A 14,934-nucleotide genomic window follows, 5' to 3' on the forward strand; every position below is an offset into this window, starting at 1 on the left:
TACAACTACAACTACTTCGGTTCGTGACTCCCAATCCGCTTGCCTTCGCCATCGTACACCTGCATCGGGATTTTGGCATTTTCGGCGATCGCCTCCAAAGCTTTTTGCAATGTTTGAACGTGGTTTTCTACAGCTTGGCGAGTCTTCACAGCATTGTTGTTGTTTGCTTGGATGAAGGTTTGTTGCAGCTTCTGCACGTAACCTGGAGTCATCTGCACGGCAATCAAACCTTTGCTAACAGTATAGTCGCAAATCTTGGGGTTGCCTTTGCAAGTTCTATCTAAATCAGTGCGGGCTTTTTGCAGGTTCCTTTCTTCCTGCAACCTTACTTCTGCTTGCTGCAATGAAGTTTTGTAGGAAGCTATCAGCGGTTGGGCTTTCTGAGAATAGGCAGTTGCCGCCGGCACTTGCTCCGCGTAACTCAAAGCTCTTCGCCAGGATTCTGATGCTTTAAACCAGGCGTTTTTGCCCTCAAAAATTTGAGCTTCCGCTGCTAAAGTCACAGCTTGAGTATACGCATTTTCCGAAATTCCTTCGACATTTTTGCGCTCGCGAGCTTCTGAAAGTTTGGTTTCGTATTTGGGAACTAGCAGTTTAGCTTGTTGGTAAGATGTCGTGCCCGTGGGAATTTCTGATAGGATTACGAGGGCTTCTTCCCAACCTGATTGCACTTGAGCCCAAGTCTCGGCTGTCTGAGCTACGGCTTCGCGAGCTTCTGCTATTTGGGCTGTATTTTTGGCCGCGAGCAGCGTTTTTTCGGCTTTTTTCTCTGTGCTTAACTGCCGATTTCCTGTTGCTACATTCTTCCGGTATTCTTTTGTCTTTCTCTGAGCAAAGGGATAAACTGGGCTGTCTTTGGGGATTTCTCCGAGTTCGGCGATCGCACTTTGCCACAGAGCTTGCGCTTCCTGCCCGTCCTCGGCAGAATAAGGCGGATTTTGGGTTTTCTGGGCTGCTGACTGTGCGAGGCGCGCTGCATCGATCGCAGAGTTTAAATTCTGATTTTGCGAACGGTAGCTTTCCAGAGCGTTTTGAGCTTCACCGCGATGAATTGACCATGAGGGAATCGGTTCCAAAAGGGCGATCGCCTGTTTTAACTGTTTCTGCGCTTCTTGGGGGCTGTTGGCAACTTTTGACGTTTTCAGCGTCTTCGTCGAATTCTCGCTCAACTGTTTGGCATTAGCTAATGCACTACATCCTCCGATGACGCAGGGCCGGCTCAGCATATAATAACCGCCGGCCAAAACTAGCGCGGCGACACTGACCATTCCTGCAGCAGCCAGCATCGCAAAAGGTGAATGCTTGGGTTTTTGGGGAACTGTTACCGCTTCCATATCCAGCGGATTGAAGGGATTGTCTCCAATATCTGCCGGGATTGCAGCTACCCTAAAGGCGATCGGATCGGAATTGCTGGAACTCTCCGACAAATTGGGGAAATATTCTTCATCCCACGCATCTTTATCATCCGTTTCTAAGGGTATCTCCTCCTCTACATCCGCCGTCTCGGCCACATTTTCTGTTAAGACTATCCCCGTTTCTTCAGCAGGGAGATTCTCGGTTTTTTTGAACAACAGCACTGTTTTTGGTCTTGACAAAACAGGGTGGTGCATGGTAAAAGAATGGAAAGCATAAGGCTGTTTTTGCCCGGTAATTTTTAGGCAAAGTCCAATCTGTTGAATAGATTCTGGTTCTATTTCGAGAATTGCTGCTTCTAGCACCGCAAAAGTCGGTTTGGCTTTGAGAACTAAACTGCGCGGGTGTTCTCCCACAACCGTTAAAGATTCATCTCGAAAATCACAACTAATATAAAGCGGTAAGTTTTTAAATCCGGCTGCTTGCAAGTGCTGCTGCAATTTTACTTCGAGAATTTGGGCGTTGCTTTGGATCGTTGCTGCTGTCATATTTTCTCCTCTGTCTGATCTCACCACTTGAAATTTTAGATTTTAGATTTTAGATTTCGGATTGCGAAATCGTCGGTATTTCCGATTGGTTTGAACTTGTACCGACTCCTTCAACTCTCAGCTCTCAAATCTTAACTCTCAAAATCTTAACTCTCAAATCTCAGCTTGCAAAGCCTGTCCATAACTTTCGCTGTAATAAACTTGAGTCACGTCAAAACGCCCGCCATATTGTTTCAAAGGTGCTGCTGCATAACCAAGCGGCAGCAAACAGCAAACATCTACTTCTTCGGGAATTTGAAAGGCTTCTTTCACCTTAGCGCTGACAAAACCTTCCATCGGACAACTGTCTACCCCAAAACTTTTAGCTGCAATCATTAAGTGGGCTACTGCGAGCATTGTATGTCTGTTTGTCCAAGCTTCTAGGGACTCGAAGCAGGGACGGTTCTCGAACAATTGCGGGATTGCTTGTCGCATATAACCTGCTAAATTGTCATTCATTGCGCCTGTGGTTTTGCCCAATTCGATGACGGCTTCGGTGTTTTCGGGTCTGGCGGCGCGCCGATCGCCACAACAGATTAATACTACTGGGGCTTCTACCACTTGGCGCTGATCGAAGGCGCAAGCTTTTAATTTTTCTTTGCTGGCTGCGTTTTGAAGTACGATAAACCGCCAAGGCTGCAAGTTGTAACCAGAGGGCGATCGCACTCCCAATCGCAAAATCTCTGCCAAGATTGCTGGGGGAATCGGATCGGGTTGAAAGCTGCGCGCGGCCCGCCGGCTTTCGATCGCCGTTTTAACATTAATTGAAGGTTGGATTTCAATTGTCATGGATAATTGGTAATTGGTAATTGGTAATTGGTAATTGAGAATTGGTGATTGGAAATTAGAACAACAACTATCAACTGCAAACGGTCAACGGTCAACCGTCAACTGCTAACTGCTAACTGTCAACTGTCAACTGTCAACTGTCAACTGTCAACTGTCAACTGTCAACTGTCAACTGTCAACTGACTTACCCCAAGCCCAACTCACGCTTGAGCAAATTAATCGACTTAGATCCGATGTAATTTTCGGAGCATATCAGTTGCGGAGGACGAATAATATCTTCTCTAGCCGCATTGATGGCAGCTTTTACTGTAGCAAAACTCGGTTGGTCGCAAAAAATTGTTCTGGCCGATCGCACGATCGAGTTAATCTTGTACTCGTCTGACACCAAGGCCGTCATCACCAGCAAATCCTCTCCCCGGATGCTGTGGATGATGACTTCGGTCGATCGCAGCATTCCCGGACTCAGGCTAACGAGACCCAAATAACTGTCTTTCGGCAAACTCCCGACTAGCTGGATTTCCTGGCTGTAGTCATAGATGTCTACGGGAATAACTCGCACCGAACGCGGTGCCGAAATCGATTCTGCTTCTCCGATAAAATATCGACTCGTGATCACAGTTCCCGAAGAGATTTGATCCAAAAAAGTACCTAGCTGTTCCATCGGCACTAACTGTATGGGAATGCGGAGAGCTTGTTCTAGTTCTTTCGCCATCAGTTCACCCACGCCGATGTCTTCTGTGGGGGCTGTGACGACCACGCGGGCGCTGCACCTGAGCCGCCAGTCAATTTCGGCCAAAAATAATTCCCTCGCTTGGTTGAGGGTACAGCCCTGTTCCAGCAGTTGATCGATACTTCCTTGTACTATTTTGTTGGCAAGGGGATATTCTTCGAGGATCGGAGATTTGAGTTTGTTGCCTACAACTTCGTTGCCTTGAGCGCGGACGTAAATGCCCGATCCTGCTTGGGCTTCTACGAGTCCGGTATTTTCGAGCTGGCGGTATACTTTGCTGATGGTGTTGCGGTGCAAACCCGTCTGCATGGCTAGCTGTCTGGTGCTGGGCAAGCGGTGTCCGGGCGGAAATTGTCGCGAGGCGATCGCAAACCTGATTTGATTGAATAGTTGGGTGGATGCTGGAATATCGCTATCGGTTTGAATATGAAATTGAACCATTATTAAAGGCTCCGACGACTTCAACTTAGTATTTATATAATGTCGAGTACCGCGCCTAGGATTGCTCCGATATCTCTGTCTCTAGCATAATCTTATTTGGTTGATCTGCAGCAGCCGTTCTGCCGAGCGGACGATCGCGCCTTCGAGGCGATCGATCGCAGCCTGGGGAGTTTCCCTCAACAATCAGGTACTTTCAAGTCTTAGTTTTATTTACGCTGAGATTTTCAGATCGCTTGCTATTTTCCTGCCCGTCAGCAAATAAGTCCGCATTTCCCCTTTACCTTTAATCTCGATCTCGCCACGATCTTCAAATTCATATTTATCCTGCAGTAAGTCATAAGTATAGTGACTGACTTGAATGCGACCTGTTATGCCGTGAGATTCCATACGGCTGGCTGTATTTACCGCATTTCCCCACAAATCGTAAATGAATTTTTTAGTGCCGATTACCCCCGCTACCACCGGGCCGCTATTAATCCCGATGCGGAGGTCAAATTTCGCGTCTAGCTTCACATTTAATTCCTTAATTGCTGCTAGCATATCCAGCGCCATTTCGGCGATCGCCTCTGCGTGGTCTGGGCGTTCAATGGGAATACCGGCTGCTACCATGTAAGCATCCCCGATCGTCTTGATTTTTTCTAAGCCGTGCTTCTCACTCAGTTGGTCAAAAGCTGAGAAAATTTCATTCAGCAAGTACACTAATTTAGTTGCGGACATGGTGGTAGAAATTTGGGTAAAATTCACCAAATCAGCAAAAAGAATTGTTGCTCTTTCAAACTTGTCTGCAATCACCCCCGGTTCGTGCTTCAACCGATCGACGATCGGTTCTGGCAAAATATTTAGCAGTAAACTTTCAGTTTTTTTCTGTTCTTTTCTGAGTGCAGATTCCATCTGCCTGCGCTTAGTTATATCATGAAAAAACACAGAAATGCCGTCATGAGAAGGGAAAACCCTGACTTCCAACCACACTTTTAAGGGACGATAATATTTTTCAAAAGCAACTCCAATTTGTTTAGCTACAGCTTCATGATACTCTTTATAAAAATCAGAATTCACGAATTCGGGAAACTCTTCCCAAAAATTTTTACCATAAAGTTCTTCCTGCGATCGCTTCAAAAATTGCGATCCTTTGTAATTGACGTAAGTAAATCGCCACTGGGTGTCGAAAGCAAAAAAAGCATCGCTCATTCCTTCTAAAAAATTGACAATTTGCTCGTCTGTAGAACGGAGTTTTTCTTCTACTTGTTTGTTCTTGATCTGTGCGCGCTTTAATTTAGTTATATTTATTCGCAACTCCATGTGGTTGATAATTTGCCGTCCTAAAGTCCGCAGCGCTTCTAGCTGTTGTGGGGTGAGATTACGAGGAACTGTATCTATCGCGCACAAAGTGCCGATCGGATAACCGTCAGGAGTTACTAGCGGGGCTCCAGCATAAAACCGAATATTTGGATCGGAAGTTACTAGCGGATTGCCGACAAAGCGATCGTCATCTAGAGCATTGGGTACAACTAGCAATTCGTTGGGATTTAAAATAGCGTGGGCGCAAAAAGCTAACTCTCTCGGAGTTTCGGGCGCTTCCAGACCAACTTTGGATTTAAACCACTGTCGGTTAGAATCTATTAAGCTTACTAAAGCAATCGGAGTGCCACAAATATAAGATGCTAAAGCTGTTAGGTCATCAAAAGCTGCTTCGGCTTCTGTGTCGAGAATGTTGTAGCGGTGAAGTGCTTCTAGCCTCTCTTCTTCGTTGCTGGGCAAAGGTGCAGCTTGCATCGGAGGCCGCGAGGATATAGGTTTACGAACACTGCGTGGAAGTATTATTGCTGCGAATTTTCTGACTTGCGAGATCACTTTTTTAACTAATATCAAAAGACTTGTTTGCCAACCTTTCTTCATCTTTATTTATTTATTTTCACCTTTAATGGAACTGCCTATGTGCGATCGAACTCGGCTATACTTACTTAGTTACTGCAACTAACTCCTCAATCTGCGGAGCTTGGGTCGGCAATTTGCCTGTCAAAACTTCTCTCCCCTTTTCGCTGACAAGTATATCATCTTCTATGCGTATCCCCCGCACATCGGCAAATTTTTCCAACTCGTCCCAGTTTACGAAATCTTCATATTTGGCACGATTTTCGGGGTTATTTAAGATTGCCGGAACTTGATAAAATCCCGGTTCGATCGATACTAGCATTCCCGGACGCAAAACTCGATTCAGCCGCAAAAATCCCAACCCAAACCGACTGCTTCTTGTTCTTCCTTCTTGATAGCCCGCCAAATCTCCTAAATCTTCCATATCGTGAACATCTAAACCAATTAAATGCCCGATACCATGTACAAAAAATAGCGCGTGAGCATCCATTTCTACCAAATCTTCAACATTCCCCCGCAAAATCCCTAAATCAACCAATCCTTCCGCCATAATCCGAGCAGCTAACAAATGAATATCTTGATATTCCACGCCCGGACTAACTTTATCAATACAAGCATCGTGTGCTGCCAAAACTACATCATAAATCGCTCTTTGAGTCGGAGAAAACTTGCCAGAAACCGGCCAAGTGCGAGTCACATCAGCCGCCCATCCCGTTGATGTTTCCGCACCAACATCTGCTAACAACAAATCTCCGGTTTGTAGGGGATTGTGATAATGTTCGCTGTGCAGAACTTCCCCGTGTACTGTAACTATACTGGGATAGGCATAGGTCATGTTTTCTGAGATGATGACACTTTCCATTGCAGCGCGCACCCCTGCTTCAATTTGAGCATTTCGAGTTGCCGCCATCCCCGCTTTGTGAGCTTCTACAGTAACAGCCGCAGCTTGACGCAATTCGACCAAACTGGCTGCATCGTGGCTCAGGCGCAGAGATATAATTGCCTTGGTTAATTCTAGGTCGATTCCTGTTGGCGATTTCGGCGATGCCAGAGGGCGAGCGAGAATTTGAGACTGTTGCAACTGAGTCCAAGAATCCTGAACGGCTATTGTTGCTGCATTTGTAGATCGCGCTTTCAATTCGGCCATTGGAAAAGCAGCATCAGCCCCAATTATTTCGGCAATTTCTGCTCTTTTCGGCATTTCTCCGTGCCAAAGAGTGCTGCTAGCAGGTGCGTCATCTAAGAACAATTCTAATTTCCCCGATTCTAAGCGAATGGCAGCATTTTCTAAGGGCAAACCAGCAAAATATAGAAAGTGACTACTGGCACGAAAGGGATAAGTAAGTGCCGGATAATTGCGAGGAATGCTGCGCCCCGACCATAAAATTACCGGAAAATTAATTAAACCGGCCAGTTTTTGCCGCCGTTGGTGTAAACTATTTGCTAACAATTTATCGCTGTTTGTAATTTTCATGGGTAAAAACCGATTATTTAGACTTGGGTTTGCAGTAAGGACTTCAGTCATTCAATTCTTGGCATTAAATAAATAAAGTCCAGACTTCAAAATTAGCAGCCATTTTTCACAAAGTCTAATCTTTATCTTCTTTCTGGCTATCGTCTTGCTTGCTGTCTTTTTTATCGTCTTTGTCGTCATCATCATCCTGCTTTTCTTGGGCCGGGATGCTGTCTGGGCGCGAGGACAAAAAGGCTGAAAGTGCTACTCCACCGACAATTAGCAGCAAGGCGGCAACAGCCGCCACCAGCCAAATTCGTTTGTTTGGTTGTGGTTGATTTTGTGACATGAGCGATCGCCTCTATTGACTGTTTGATATATGAGACTTTAAAGTATAAGTAAAATTAAGTGAAAAAACATGAAAATTTCTCACAAAACTCCTCAAACTTCTGTGCAAGTACGCGACTGGCCGATCGCACATTTACCGGGATTGAGCAAGGAAAACCAATCTCAACTGGAAGAGTGCAGCATCACCACAACCGGACAACTAATTCGCCTGACGAAAACGCAAGCGGCGAAAGTGTTGCTAGCCAATCAATTACAGATTAACATTCAATATATTAATAAATGGGTAGCGATGGCAAATTTGGCTCGAATTCCAAGTGTAGGGTGTCAGTATTGCGGGCTGTTACTGCACGCCGGCGTTGCTTCTCCGGCTCAATTGGCTCAAATGCCCGTGGAGAGATTGCACCAACAAGTTTTAAGGCTGCACGTAGCGACAATGCAGCGCAATGACTTGACTCCTTCAGTCGATCGCGTGCAAAAATGGGTTCAACAAGCTAGATTAGTCAGTAGTCATTAGTCAGTAGTCATTAGTCAGTAGTCATTAGTCAGTAGTCATTTGCTAGTTGTTATTAGGCAACAGTCAACAGTCCACAGTCAACAGTCAACAGTCATTATTATGTCAATTCAAGTTTACGGAATACCGAACTGCGGCACCTGCAAAAAAGCTTTCCAGTGGCTCAAAGATAGCGATGTTAATTACGAGTTCATTAACACAAAAGAACAGCCGCCGACTCGCGAAACAATTCAAAGCTGGGTAGCTGCTGTGGGTTTTCAACCCATGCGAAATACTTCCGGTCAATCTTACCGCGCTTTGGGCGAGCACAAGAATAATTGGACTAGCGAAGAGTGGGTAGAGGCTTTTGCAAAGGATGCGATGCTGCTGAAACGTCCTCTTTTCGTTAAAGATGGAACGGCTGTTTTAGTAGGTTTCAAAGAAGACGTAATTCTAGAAAGATTGGGGCTTTCAAAGGGCTGAGTTCAGCCTGCTGTTCGCCGCATAAACTTAATTTCGCCCACATCATCTGTGAAACCCCAACGCTCGTAAAACGGCATCATGTTTGGCAAACAATTAAGAGCAAAGTTCTCGACAGCTTGCAATTCTGGATGATTTAAAACTGCATCCATCAACTTCGCACCCAGTCCCATCTTTCTGTGCGTCGGCTTGACAATGACATCAAAAATCATCGCTCTGTAGACAAAATCGGTGATGACGCGGGTAATGCCAATTAGTCGTGAAGCGTAGCTATCCCGCAGGGAATCGCTCTCATCGACAAAACCAATGATAACATCAGTCGCCGCCAGCATTTTCACAACATCCTCCCGCGTCCGCTTGTCGCTCCAAAACTCGTTTTTGTACAAATCCATCAAGTCGGAAACCTGGCTTTCGGTCAAAGTTTCGACAATTCGGTAGTTATCCATTTTATCGGTCATACTCTACTTTACCGTAATCTAGTTTAATTGCGCGATCGGCTAAATCAAAATAGCGATCGTCGTGACTAATCACAAACACCGTTTTCCCCCGCCGCTTCAACTCCGGTAGCAACTGCTTGTAAAAAATATCCCGGAAAAACGGATCTTGATCAGAAGCCCATTCATCAAACAAATAAATCGGTCTATCTTCCAAATACGCCGTCAGCAAAGCCAGCCGCTTTCGCTGTCCCTGAGACAAAGCCGTAGTTGACAAAACTCCATCCTTCACCTGAACCTTATTTTCCAAATGAAACTCTCGCAAATATTCAGCCGCCTGCTTATCCAAATCGTGATTAGTCATCCCCAAAAGCCTTTCAAACAGATAGAAATCTGAAAAAATAGCAGAAAAATGCTGCCTGTACCACTCTCGATTTTCCTCAGTAATGGGCTGGCCATCTAGGATAATTTCTCCCGATTCAGGAATGTACAAACCAGTGATCAACTTAGCTAAAGTAGACTTCCCGCTGCCATTACCGCCAATTATAAACACCAATTGACCCGGATGAAACTTCAAATTCAGCTCGCCCAAACTAAAATTGCTGTCTTCTTTTTCTCCCGGATAGCTGTGAATTACTCGATTTAACTCCAGTGTCTCCCACTCAGCATTTTGAAACGGTTTAACCGTTGAATTCATCTCAGATTGACTCGCCAAAGCCAATCCCATTCTCTCTATCTTTTCCACCGAAGTATTAGCACGAAAAAGCGCCGGCAACCTTTGCAAAATATTGTTAAACGGAGACATCAAATAGGTACTTGTCAGAATGTAAGCTGACAAAACCGGAGTAGAAATCGGCACAAATTTGGGTAAAAAAAATAACAACAAACCCATCAGCATAAAAAACAGCAACTGCCCAACTCCCATCGCAACTGCACCAGTATTCAAAGCAGTCACGTTATAATCGCGGGAAGCATCAGCACTCACCTGCAATTGTTCCGTAAAAAACTCTTGGCGGCGCAAGGAATGCAGTTTTAGTTCCTTAATTCCATCAGTAATACTGCGAAAATGCTTAAACAATATATCTTGTTCTTCTCTGGCTAAATCGAAGAATTTCCGCATTTTGCTGAGCAACAACTGCACCGTGCCAATCGTCAGCACCAGAAAACCAAAGACAACAACAAAAACCGTCCCAGAAATCGTGCTTAAATAAGTTAAGCAGCCCACGACAACGGCGATATCAACACAAAGAAAAGGAATCAAAAATATAGTATTAGAAAGCGTTCCCACATCATCAGTCAGAGTTGCCAGCAAGCGGTTAGCGCCCAACTCTTCCAAATTCCGCAAAGGAGTAGACAAAATGCCACGGCTCAAACTCAGACGCAGATTGTAAACAGCTTCTTGAGAAAGGTAGATTAACAAAAATTGGGAGACAAAGCCACTCAAAAGAGCCAAGATTGCTAATCCCGCAAAATACCAGACTAAATTACCATTGGAATTGTCACTGATTGCACGGTTAATTAGGGAAATTAACATAGCGCTGCAACCGCCGCTGATTAAGCCTGTGAGTATGGCAATGGAAACATTTAACCAAGAAGCCTTTAACAGTAACCAAATTACATTCATCTAATTTTACTCTTAATTTAACTTGTGAAACTCTGGAATAAACCAAGTAAATACCCTAATTCTTGGTTACAATCTCGATCGCCAATGAATTTTATTCAGCAGTCGGGGATTTGCAGAAACCTACCAATTAATTAGATTATTGTACTTCTGCTTCAGAGGTTTCAAATACCACTTTTGCATAAATCTCGCTCATCGACATTTGCACTCCCAAGGAAGCAAAAGAAACTGTTGCTGTCTCTCCCTCATATTCCCGAAATAACCATTCATTCGATTCGGTTTTAATATATTGTGCGACTAAAAACTCAGATTGATGGACTAACACATATTCACAGAATTCAGGGATAGATCGATAAAACCGAAACTTATCCTCTCGATTAAAATCTTTGGTAGACTTAGAAAGCACTTCCACGATGAGCATCGGATTGAGGATCTCATCACTGCGTCCCTCGGTAAAAACTGGCTCCCCTTCAATCACCATCACATCCGGGTAAGTTCCCCGTCGATACCGAGGAATCCACAACCGCAAATCGTTGTGAAAAAGCTCATAGGGCTGCCCCTCAAGCAAATTTCCCAAGACTCTACTCAAATTTCGGATAATCCGGCTGTGATTAATACTACCACCACTCATTTGTACAATTTCTCCATCGCGGTATTCATTTCTAAACTCAGCAGTTTCCTCTAACTCCCGGTACTCATCTGGAGTATAAAACTTTTCCTTACTTTGTACTAACATTGTTGCCTCTGTACTAACTTTAATCTGCGTTAATCTGCGTTGATCTGCCTACATCTGCGGTCAAAAATCATAATTAATAGTATATCACAACAAAAAAGAAACGCCCAACCGCAAAGAGTCAGGCGTTTTCCACTATTTCAAAACCCGGAAAAATTAATCCCGGCGAGACACCCAATTAGATTCAAGTTTCGCACCCACAACAGGTTGCACATGACTCAATGCCGACTGCAACATGGGAGTTTTGGTAACAGCATCATTAGCCAAATTAAACAAAGGGTTAGACAAAATTCCCGCCAATGTTGTCGCAACCAAGGTGAGTACAACGCTGACCTGCAAAGGCCGCATTCCCTGAAGATTCCAGCGAACTTCGGGATAATTTTTTACCGCGTCTGACATTTCTTGAGGTTCTTTTACTACCATCATCTTGACAACGCGGATGTAGTAGTAAATCGAAACTACGCTGGTAATTAATCCCAGAATAACTAAGCCGTAAAGTCCTGCTTGCCAGCCGGCCCAGAACAGATATATTTTGCCGAAAAATCCAGCCAGGGGCGGAATTCCACCCAGAGAAAGCAGGCAAATACTTAAGGCTAAAGTTAACAGCGGGTCTTTTTGGTACAAACCGGAGTATTCGCTAATTTGGTCGGTTCCAGTCCGCAGGGAGAACAGGATGATGCAAGCGAAAGCACCCAAGTTCATAAACAGGTAAACCAACAGATAAAATATCATGCTGGAGTAACCGGCTTCTGTTCCTGCAATCAAACCCAGCATCACAAAACCGGCTTGGGCGATCGACGAATAAGCCAAAAGCCGCTTCATGCTAGTCTGGGCGAGGGCAACCACATTTCCTAACACCATGCTGAGAATGGCTAAAGCCGTGAACACGAAGTGCCACTGTTCGATAAGTGCGGGGAAAGCAGTTGTTAGCAAGCGGATTGCTAGGGCAAAACCGGCTGCTTTGGAACCGACAGAAAGAAAGGCAACAACGGGTGTAGGAGAACCTTCATAAACGTCAGGAGTCCACTGGTGAAAGGGAACCGCAGAGATTTTGAAAGCGATTCCGGCGATCGCAAAAACCAAAGCAATCACCAAACCGAGGGATTGACCATCATTCACAGTAGAAAGGTTAGCCGCGATCGCACTTAACTGAGTTTCGCCGCCCGACAACCCGTACAGCAGCGAAATCCCGTAGAGAAACACCGCCGAAGAAGAAGCCCCAATTAACAAATATTTCAAAGCAGCTTCATTGGAACGCGGGTCGCGTTTTGTGTAACCCGTCAGCAAATAAGACGAGATACTCAGAGTTTCCAACGAAATAAAAATCATCACCAATTCATCAGCGCCGCTGAGGAACATTCCCCCCAAAGTAGCGGTTAGTAAAATGCCGATGAATTCCGCTAAAGCCGTACCAGTTTGCAGTACATAGCGGACGGATATCAAAATAGTGACAGCCGCAGTCAAAGCGATAATGCCACGAAACACTAAACTCAAGGCATCGCTGTTAAAACCGCCCAGAAACGAGATGGTATCAACGTTATCCCACTGCAAACACAAGGCAGCGACGGCGGCCAACAAACCCGCAACGGCAACGTAGGGAGTCCAACCCGAGGAACTGCGGCCTACGATTAAATCGCCGACGAGAACCACCAAGAGGGTGATGATGACAATTCCCTCTGGCAAGATAGTTCCAGCATTTAGCTGGGCAGCAAGAGTAGCAAAATCCATATTTTCAGGCAGGTTGGGTAGTACAAGCCGCAAAGGCTGTAATGGGCTGTGAACTTGTAAAAATTCTTTACCAAACACAGATTGTAGCGGATTACAGCTTCGCGATCCCAATTGGGCGGGTGTTTGTTGCCGGAGAGTTGATACTCGGTAGCGGTTTTGCATACATTTGCGGGCATTGTAGAGATTGCTGACTGATGTCACCTCCGACGAGAGTCGCGATCGACCATAACTGCCACAATGTAGAAAGTTAAACCAGTAATTCGGCATGACTGACTCGCTAAGTGCCTACAAACGGCAGACTTCCAAGGGCTTCAACAACCGCCCCGACTACGAGAATGAATTTCACAAACAGGCTGCAACTCGGTTAGTAGAATTGACAAAAGTGCGATCGGGCAAGCTTGTTCTAGATATCGCCACCGGAACAAGTTTAGCGGCGATGGCTGCGGAGGTTGTTGGTTCTACGGGGCGTCTTTTGGGAACTGACGAAAGCTTCGGGAATGTTGCGGCAAGATTAGCAAAAAATTACCCATTTAGCATTGAGAAATATCGACTTTGAGGAAGCAGACGCAGATTTTTCAGAAGGATGTCACAAGGTTTTTTGTAGTTTGCTATAAATAGCATCCACCAACTTTGTGGGAAATATCAAGCTAAGGCAAGAGGAAAAATTATGCCTGTAAGTAAACCGATCGTAGATAGTATTTGCGTCGAGGCTTCATGTATTGGTAATCCGGGTGATGTTGAATACAGAGGCGTGCATACAGCAACCAGAAAAGTAATTTTTCACAAGCGTCCCATGTCAAATGGCACGAAGGAACTCGCCTAATTTTTAGCAATTGTTCATGCCCTAGCTCATCAGCTTACGGGTATGATTCCTACAGCTTACCTTACCAACTGATAATAAGCGGCAATCCCGGCCGAAAATCTATTTGTTGTCCCTGCACTTCTCCATCAAAACCAAGCTCCACAAAATACTCGGTTCCTATCCGTAACTTTAGCGGATTTCTCTCAAGCACTGCTTGCAGTTCCGGTGACGGATTATTGGCAGCAGGACTGACTAATTCTACGCGAGTAATTTCGCGGAAACCAACACCATGATCCAAAGGCTGTGACTTATCAGCAGAGTATTGATCGGGACGTTTACTAAAGGAAATTTGGAAAAGCATGGGCTCAGTCAACACATCACTATTTGTAGCCACCGCGATACTCATCGTTTCAGATAAATAAGGTGGACGATATGCCCAACTAGAAAATGCAACTGTGTCCTCAGAACCTTTGGGTGGACGCAAACAGATGCCAAACGGACACGCACCATTATTCCGATTTGTCGATCGCTCCCAAAGACGAGTCAGATGAATTGGTTCAGACTTCGCCTCTTTTGGATCGTGAATCCATAACAATTCCAACATTGCGTTATGGAAAAAGAAACAGCGATTGGCTGTACCTTGTCCGTGATGAATGCGAGATGCACCCTCAACTAAACCGAATGAGGATAAACGATTAGCTTCCGAAGCACCAATATCAGTAAGGATGAAAAGATGGTCGAATTCAAATGTCATAGCATTGTTCAGAGAATCGATCGATCGCTCAAATAATTTTAATCCTCTGTGATTGCTTTTTTTCCGATCGCCACGCTGATGCTGCACAGCGTACTGTACCAAAGTCCAAAACCTATACTCAGTAAATCTTTCCCCATCTAAAATCTAAAATCTAAAATCTAAAATCGATAGTCCCAAACCTCTACTCAGTCAATCTTTCCCAATCTAAAATCGATCGCCCCAACCTTCCCCAAGCTTCAAGTTACAAGCAGATTGAGGAACCATCCGCCCGCATCCAGCAGTCTCAACATCCAGTTAGCGACAATTCTGCTAAAGTCAG

15 protein-coding genes are annotated in these 14,934 nt (G+C 45.0%); 4 read left to right on the plus strand and 11 right to left on the minus strand.

The window, feature by feature from the left end; genetic code table 11:
* Window positions 1-11: 11 nt before the first annotated feature.
* The 6 genes from QUB10_RS07090 to QUB10_RS07115 form a co-directional block, all read right to left on the minus strand.
* On the minus strand, window positions 12-1,901 hold the full coding sequence (locus tag QUB10_RS07090; protein ID WP_333200784.1) for a hypothetical protein: 1,890 nt from the start codon (window positions 1,899-1,901) through the stop codon (window positions 12-14).
* Window positions 1,902-2,054: 153 nt separating this feature from the next.
* Complete coding sequence (locus QUB10_RS07095) at window positions 2,055-2,729, minus strand: nitroreductase family protein (RefSeq protein WP_333154114.1); 675 nt, start codon at window positions 2,727-2,729, stop codon at window positions 2,055-2,057.
* Between the two features lie 184 nt (window positions 2,730-2,913).
* A complete protein-coding gene (locus tag QUB10_RS07100; RefSeq protein WP_333200786.1) occupies window positions 2,914-3,900 on the minus strand; it encodes a GntR family transcriptional regulator in 987 nt (328 codons plus the stop codon).
* Window positions 3,901-4,110: 210 nt separating this feature from the next.
* Complete coding sequence (locus QUB10_RS07105) at window positions 4,111-5,673, minus strand: adenylate/guanylate cyclase domain-containing protein (protein ID WP_333200788.1); 1,563 nt, start codon at window positions 5,671-5,673, stop codon at window positions 4,111-4,113.
* A gap of 184 nt (window positions 5,674-5,857) precedes the next feature.
* A complete protein-coding gene (locus QUB10_RS07110) occupies window positions 5,858-7,246 on the minus strand; it encodes an aminopeptidase P family protein (protein WP_333200790.1) in 1,389 nt (462 codons plus the stop codon).
* Window positions 7,247-7,361: 115 nt separating this feature from the next.
* Window positions 7,362-7,574: a hypothetical protein gene (locus QUB10_RS07115; protein WP_333200791.1), complete on the minus strand. Its 213-nt coding sequence runs from the start codon at window positions 7,572-7,574 to the stop codon at window positions 7,362-7,364.
* Between the two features lie 69 nt (window positions 7,575-7,643).
* On the opposite strand from QUB10_RS07115, the gene QUB10_RS07120 reads away from it, so the two are divergent.
* Together QUB10_RS07120 and QUB10_RS07125 are read left to right on the plus strand one after the other, a co-directional pair.
* Window positions 7,644-8,087, plus strand: coding sequence for a DUF4332 domain-containing protein (locus QUB10_RS07120; protein WP_333200793.1), 444 nt, complete (start codon window positions 7,644-7,646; stop codon window positions 8,085-8,087).
* 99 nt (window positions 8,088-8,186) lie between these two features.
* The gene (locus QUB10_RS07125; protein ID WP_333200795.1) at window positions 8,187-8,546 is read left to right on the plus strand and encodes a Spx/MgsR family RNA polymerase-binding regulatory protein; all 360 of its coding nucleotides are present in this window, start codon (window positions 8,187-8,189) and stop codon (window positions 8,544-8,546) included.
* Between the two features lie 2 nt (window positions 8,547-8,548).
* On the opposite strand, the gene QUB10_RS07130 is transcribed toward QUB10_RS07125, so the two are convergent.
* From QUB10_RS07130 to QUB10_RS07145, 4 genes are all read right to left on the minus strand, one after another.
* The gene (locus QUB10_RS07130; protein ID WP_333200797.1) at window positions 8,549-9,001 is read right to left on the minus strand and encodes a GNAT family N-acetyltransferase; all 453 of its coding nucleotides are present in this window, start codon (window positions 8,999-9,001) and stop codon (window positions 8,549-8,551) included.
* Complete coding sequence (locus QUB10_RS07135; RefSeq protein ID WP_333200799.1) at window positions 8,991-10,601, minus strand: cyclic peptide export ABC transporter; 1,611 nt, start codon at window positions 10,599-10,601, stop codon at window positions 8,991-8,993. The genes QUB10_RS07130 and QUB10_RS07135 overlap by 11 nt, the downstream gene beginning before the upstream one ends.
* 136 nt (window positions 10,602-10,737) lie before the next feature.
* Window positions 10,738-11,334 carry a Uma2 family endonuclease gene (locus QUB10_RS07140; RefSeq protein ID WP_333200801.1) on the minus strand — a complete coding sequence of 199 codons (597 nt, stop codon included), beginning with the start codon at window positions 11,332-11,334 and terminating at the stop codon, window positions 10,738-10,740.
* 153 nt (window positions 11,335-11,487) lie between these two features.
* Window positions 11,488-13,059 (minus strand): NAD(P)H-quinone oxidoreductase subunit N, encoded by a 1,572-nt coding sequence (locus QUB10_RS07145; RefSeq protein WP_333200940.1) that lies wholly within the window; start codon window positions 13,057-13,059, stop codon window positions 11,488-11,490.
* A 265-nt stretch (window positions 13,060-13,324) separates the two neighbouring features.
* On the opposite strand from QUB10_RS07145, the gene QUB10_RS07150 reads away from it, so the two are divergent.
* Both QUB10_RS07150 and QUB10_RS07155 read left to right on the plus strand, forming a co-directional pair.
* A complete protein-coding gene (locus QUB10_RS07150) occupies window positions 13,325-13,615 on the plus strand; it encodes a hypothetical protein (RefSeq protein WP_333200802.1) in 291 nt (96 codons plus the stop codon).
* A gap of 111 nt (window positions 13,616-13,726) precedes the next feature.
* Entirely contained in the window at window positions 13,727-13,882 is a 156-nt protein-coding gene (locus QUB10_RS07155) for a hypothetical protein (protein ID WP_333200805.1), read from the plus strand.
* A gap of 61 nt (window positions 13,883-13,943) precedes the next feature.
* On the opposite strand, the gene QUB10_RS07160 is transcribed toward QUB10_RS07155, so the two are convergent.
* On the minus strand, window positions 13,944-14,717 hold the full coding sequence (locus QUB10_RS07160) for a VOC family protein (protein WP_333200807.1): 774 nt from the start codon (window positions 14,715-14,717) through the stop codon (window positions 13,944-13,946).
* Between the last annotated feature and the right edge of the window lie 217 nt (window positions 14,718-14,934).

The organism is Microcoleus sp. B5-D4 (assembly GCF_036705145.1).
Classification (GTDB): Bacteria; Cyanobacteriota; Cyanobacteriia; order Cyanobacteriales; family Microcoleaceae; genus Microcoleus.

What these genes read in the sequence shown, in the direction of transcription:
- QUB10_RS07090 (WP_333200784.1), bottom strand. Translation starts at nt 1,901, where the DNA reads ATGACAGCAGCAACGATCCAAAGCAACGCCCAAATTCTCGAAGTAAAA.
- QUB10_RS07095 (WP_333154114.1), bottom strand. Translation starts at nt 2,729, where the DNA reads ATGACAATTGAAATCCAACCTTCAATTAATGTTAAAACGGCGATCGAA.
- QUB10_RS07100 (WP_333200786.1), bottom strand. Translation starts at nt 3,900, where the DNA reads ATGGTTCAATTTCATATTCAAACCGATAGCGATATTCCAGCATCCACC.
- QUB10_RS07105 (WP_333200788.1), bottom strand. Translation starts at nt 5,673, where the DNA reads ATGCAAGCTGCACCTTTGCCCAGCAACGAAGAAGAGAGGCTAGAAGCA.
- QUB10_RS07110 (WP_333200790.1), bottom strand. Translation starts at nt 7,246, where the DNA reads ATGAAAATTACAAACAGCGATAAATTGTTAGCAAATAGTTTACACCAA.
- QUB10_RS07115 (WP_333200791.1), bottom strand. Translation starts at nt 7,574, where the DNA reads ATGTCACAAAATCAACCACAACCAAACAAACGAATTTGGCTGGTGGCG.
- QUB10_RS07120 (WP_333200793.1), top strand. Translation starts at nt 7,644, where the DNA reads ATGAAAATTTCTCACAAAACTCCTCAAACTTCTGTGCAAGTACGCGAC.
- QUB10_RS07125 (WP_333200795.1), top strand. Translation starts at nt 8,187, where the DNA reads ATGTCAATTCAAGTTTACGGAATACCGAACTGCGGCACCTGCAAAAAA.
- QUB10_RS07130 (WP_333200797.1), bottom strand. Translation starts at nt 9,001, where the DNA reads ATGACCGATAAAATGGATAACTACCGAATTGTCGAAACTTTGACCGAA.
- QUB10_RS07135 (WP_333200799.1), bottom strand. Translation starts at nt 10,601, where the DNA reads ATGAATGTAATTTGGTTACTGTTAAAGGCTTCTTGGTTAAATGTTTCC.
- QUB10_RS07140 (WP_333200801.1), bottom strand. Translation starts at nt 11,334, where the DNA reads ATGTTAGTACAAAGTAAGGAAAAGTTTTATACTCCAGATGAGTACCGG.
- QUB10_RS07145 (WP_333200940.1), bottom strand. Translation starts at nt 13,059, where the DNA reads ATGGATTTTGCTACTCTTGCTGCCCAGCTAAATGCTGGAACTATCTTG.
- QUB10_RS07150 (WP_333200802.1), top strand. Translation starts at nt 13,325, where the DNA reads ATGACTGACTCGCTAAGTGCCTACAAACGGCAGACTTCCAAGGGCTTC.
- QUB10_RS07155 (WP_333200805.1), top strand. Translation starts at nt 13,727, where the DNA reads ATGCCTGTAAGTAAACCGATCGTAGATAGTATTTGCGTCGAGGCTTCA.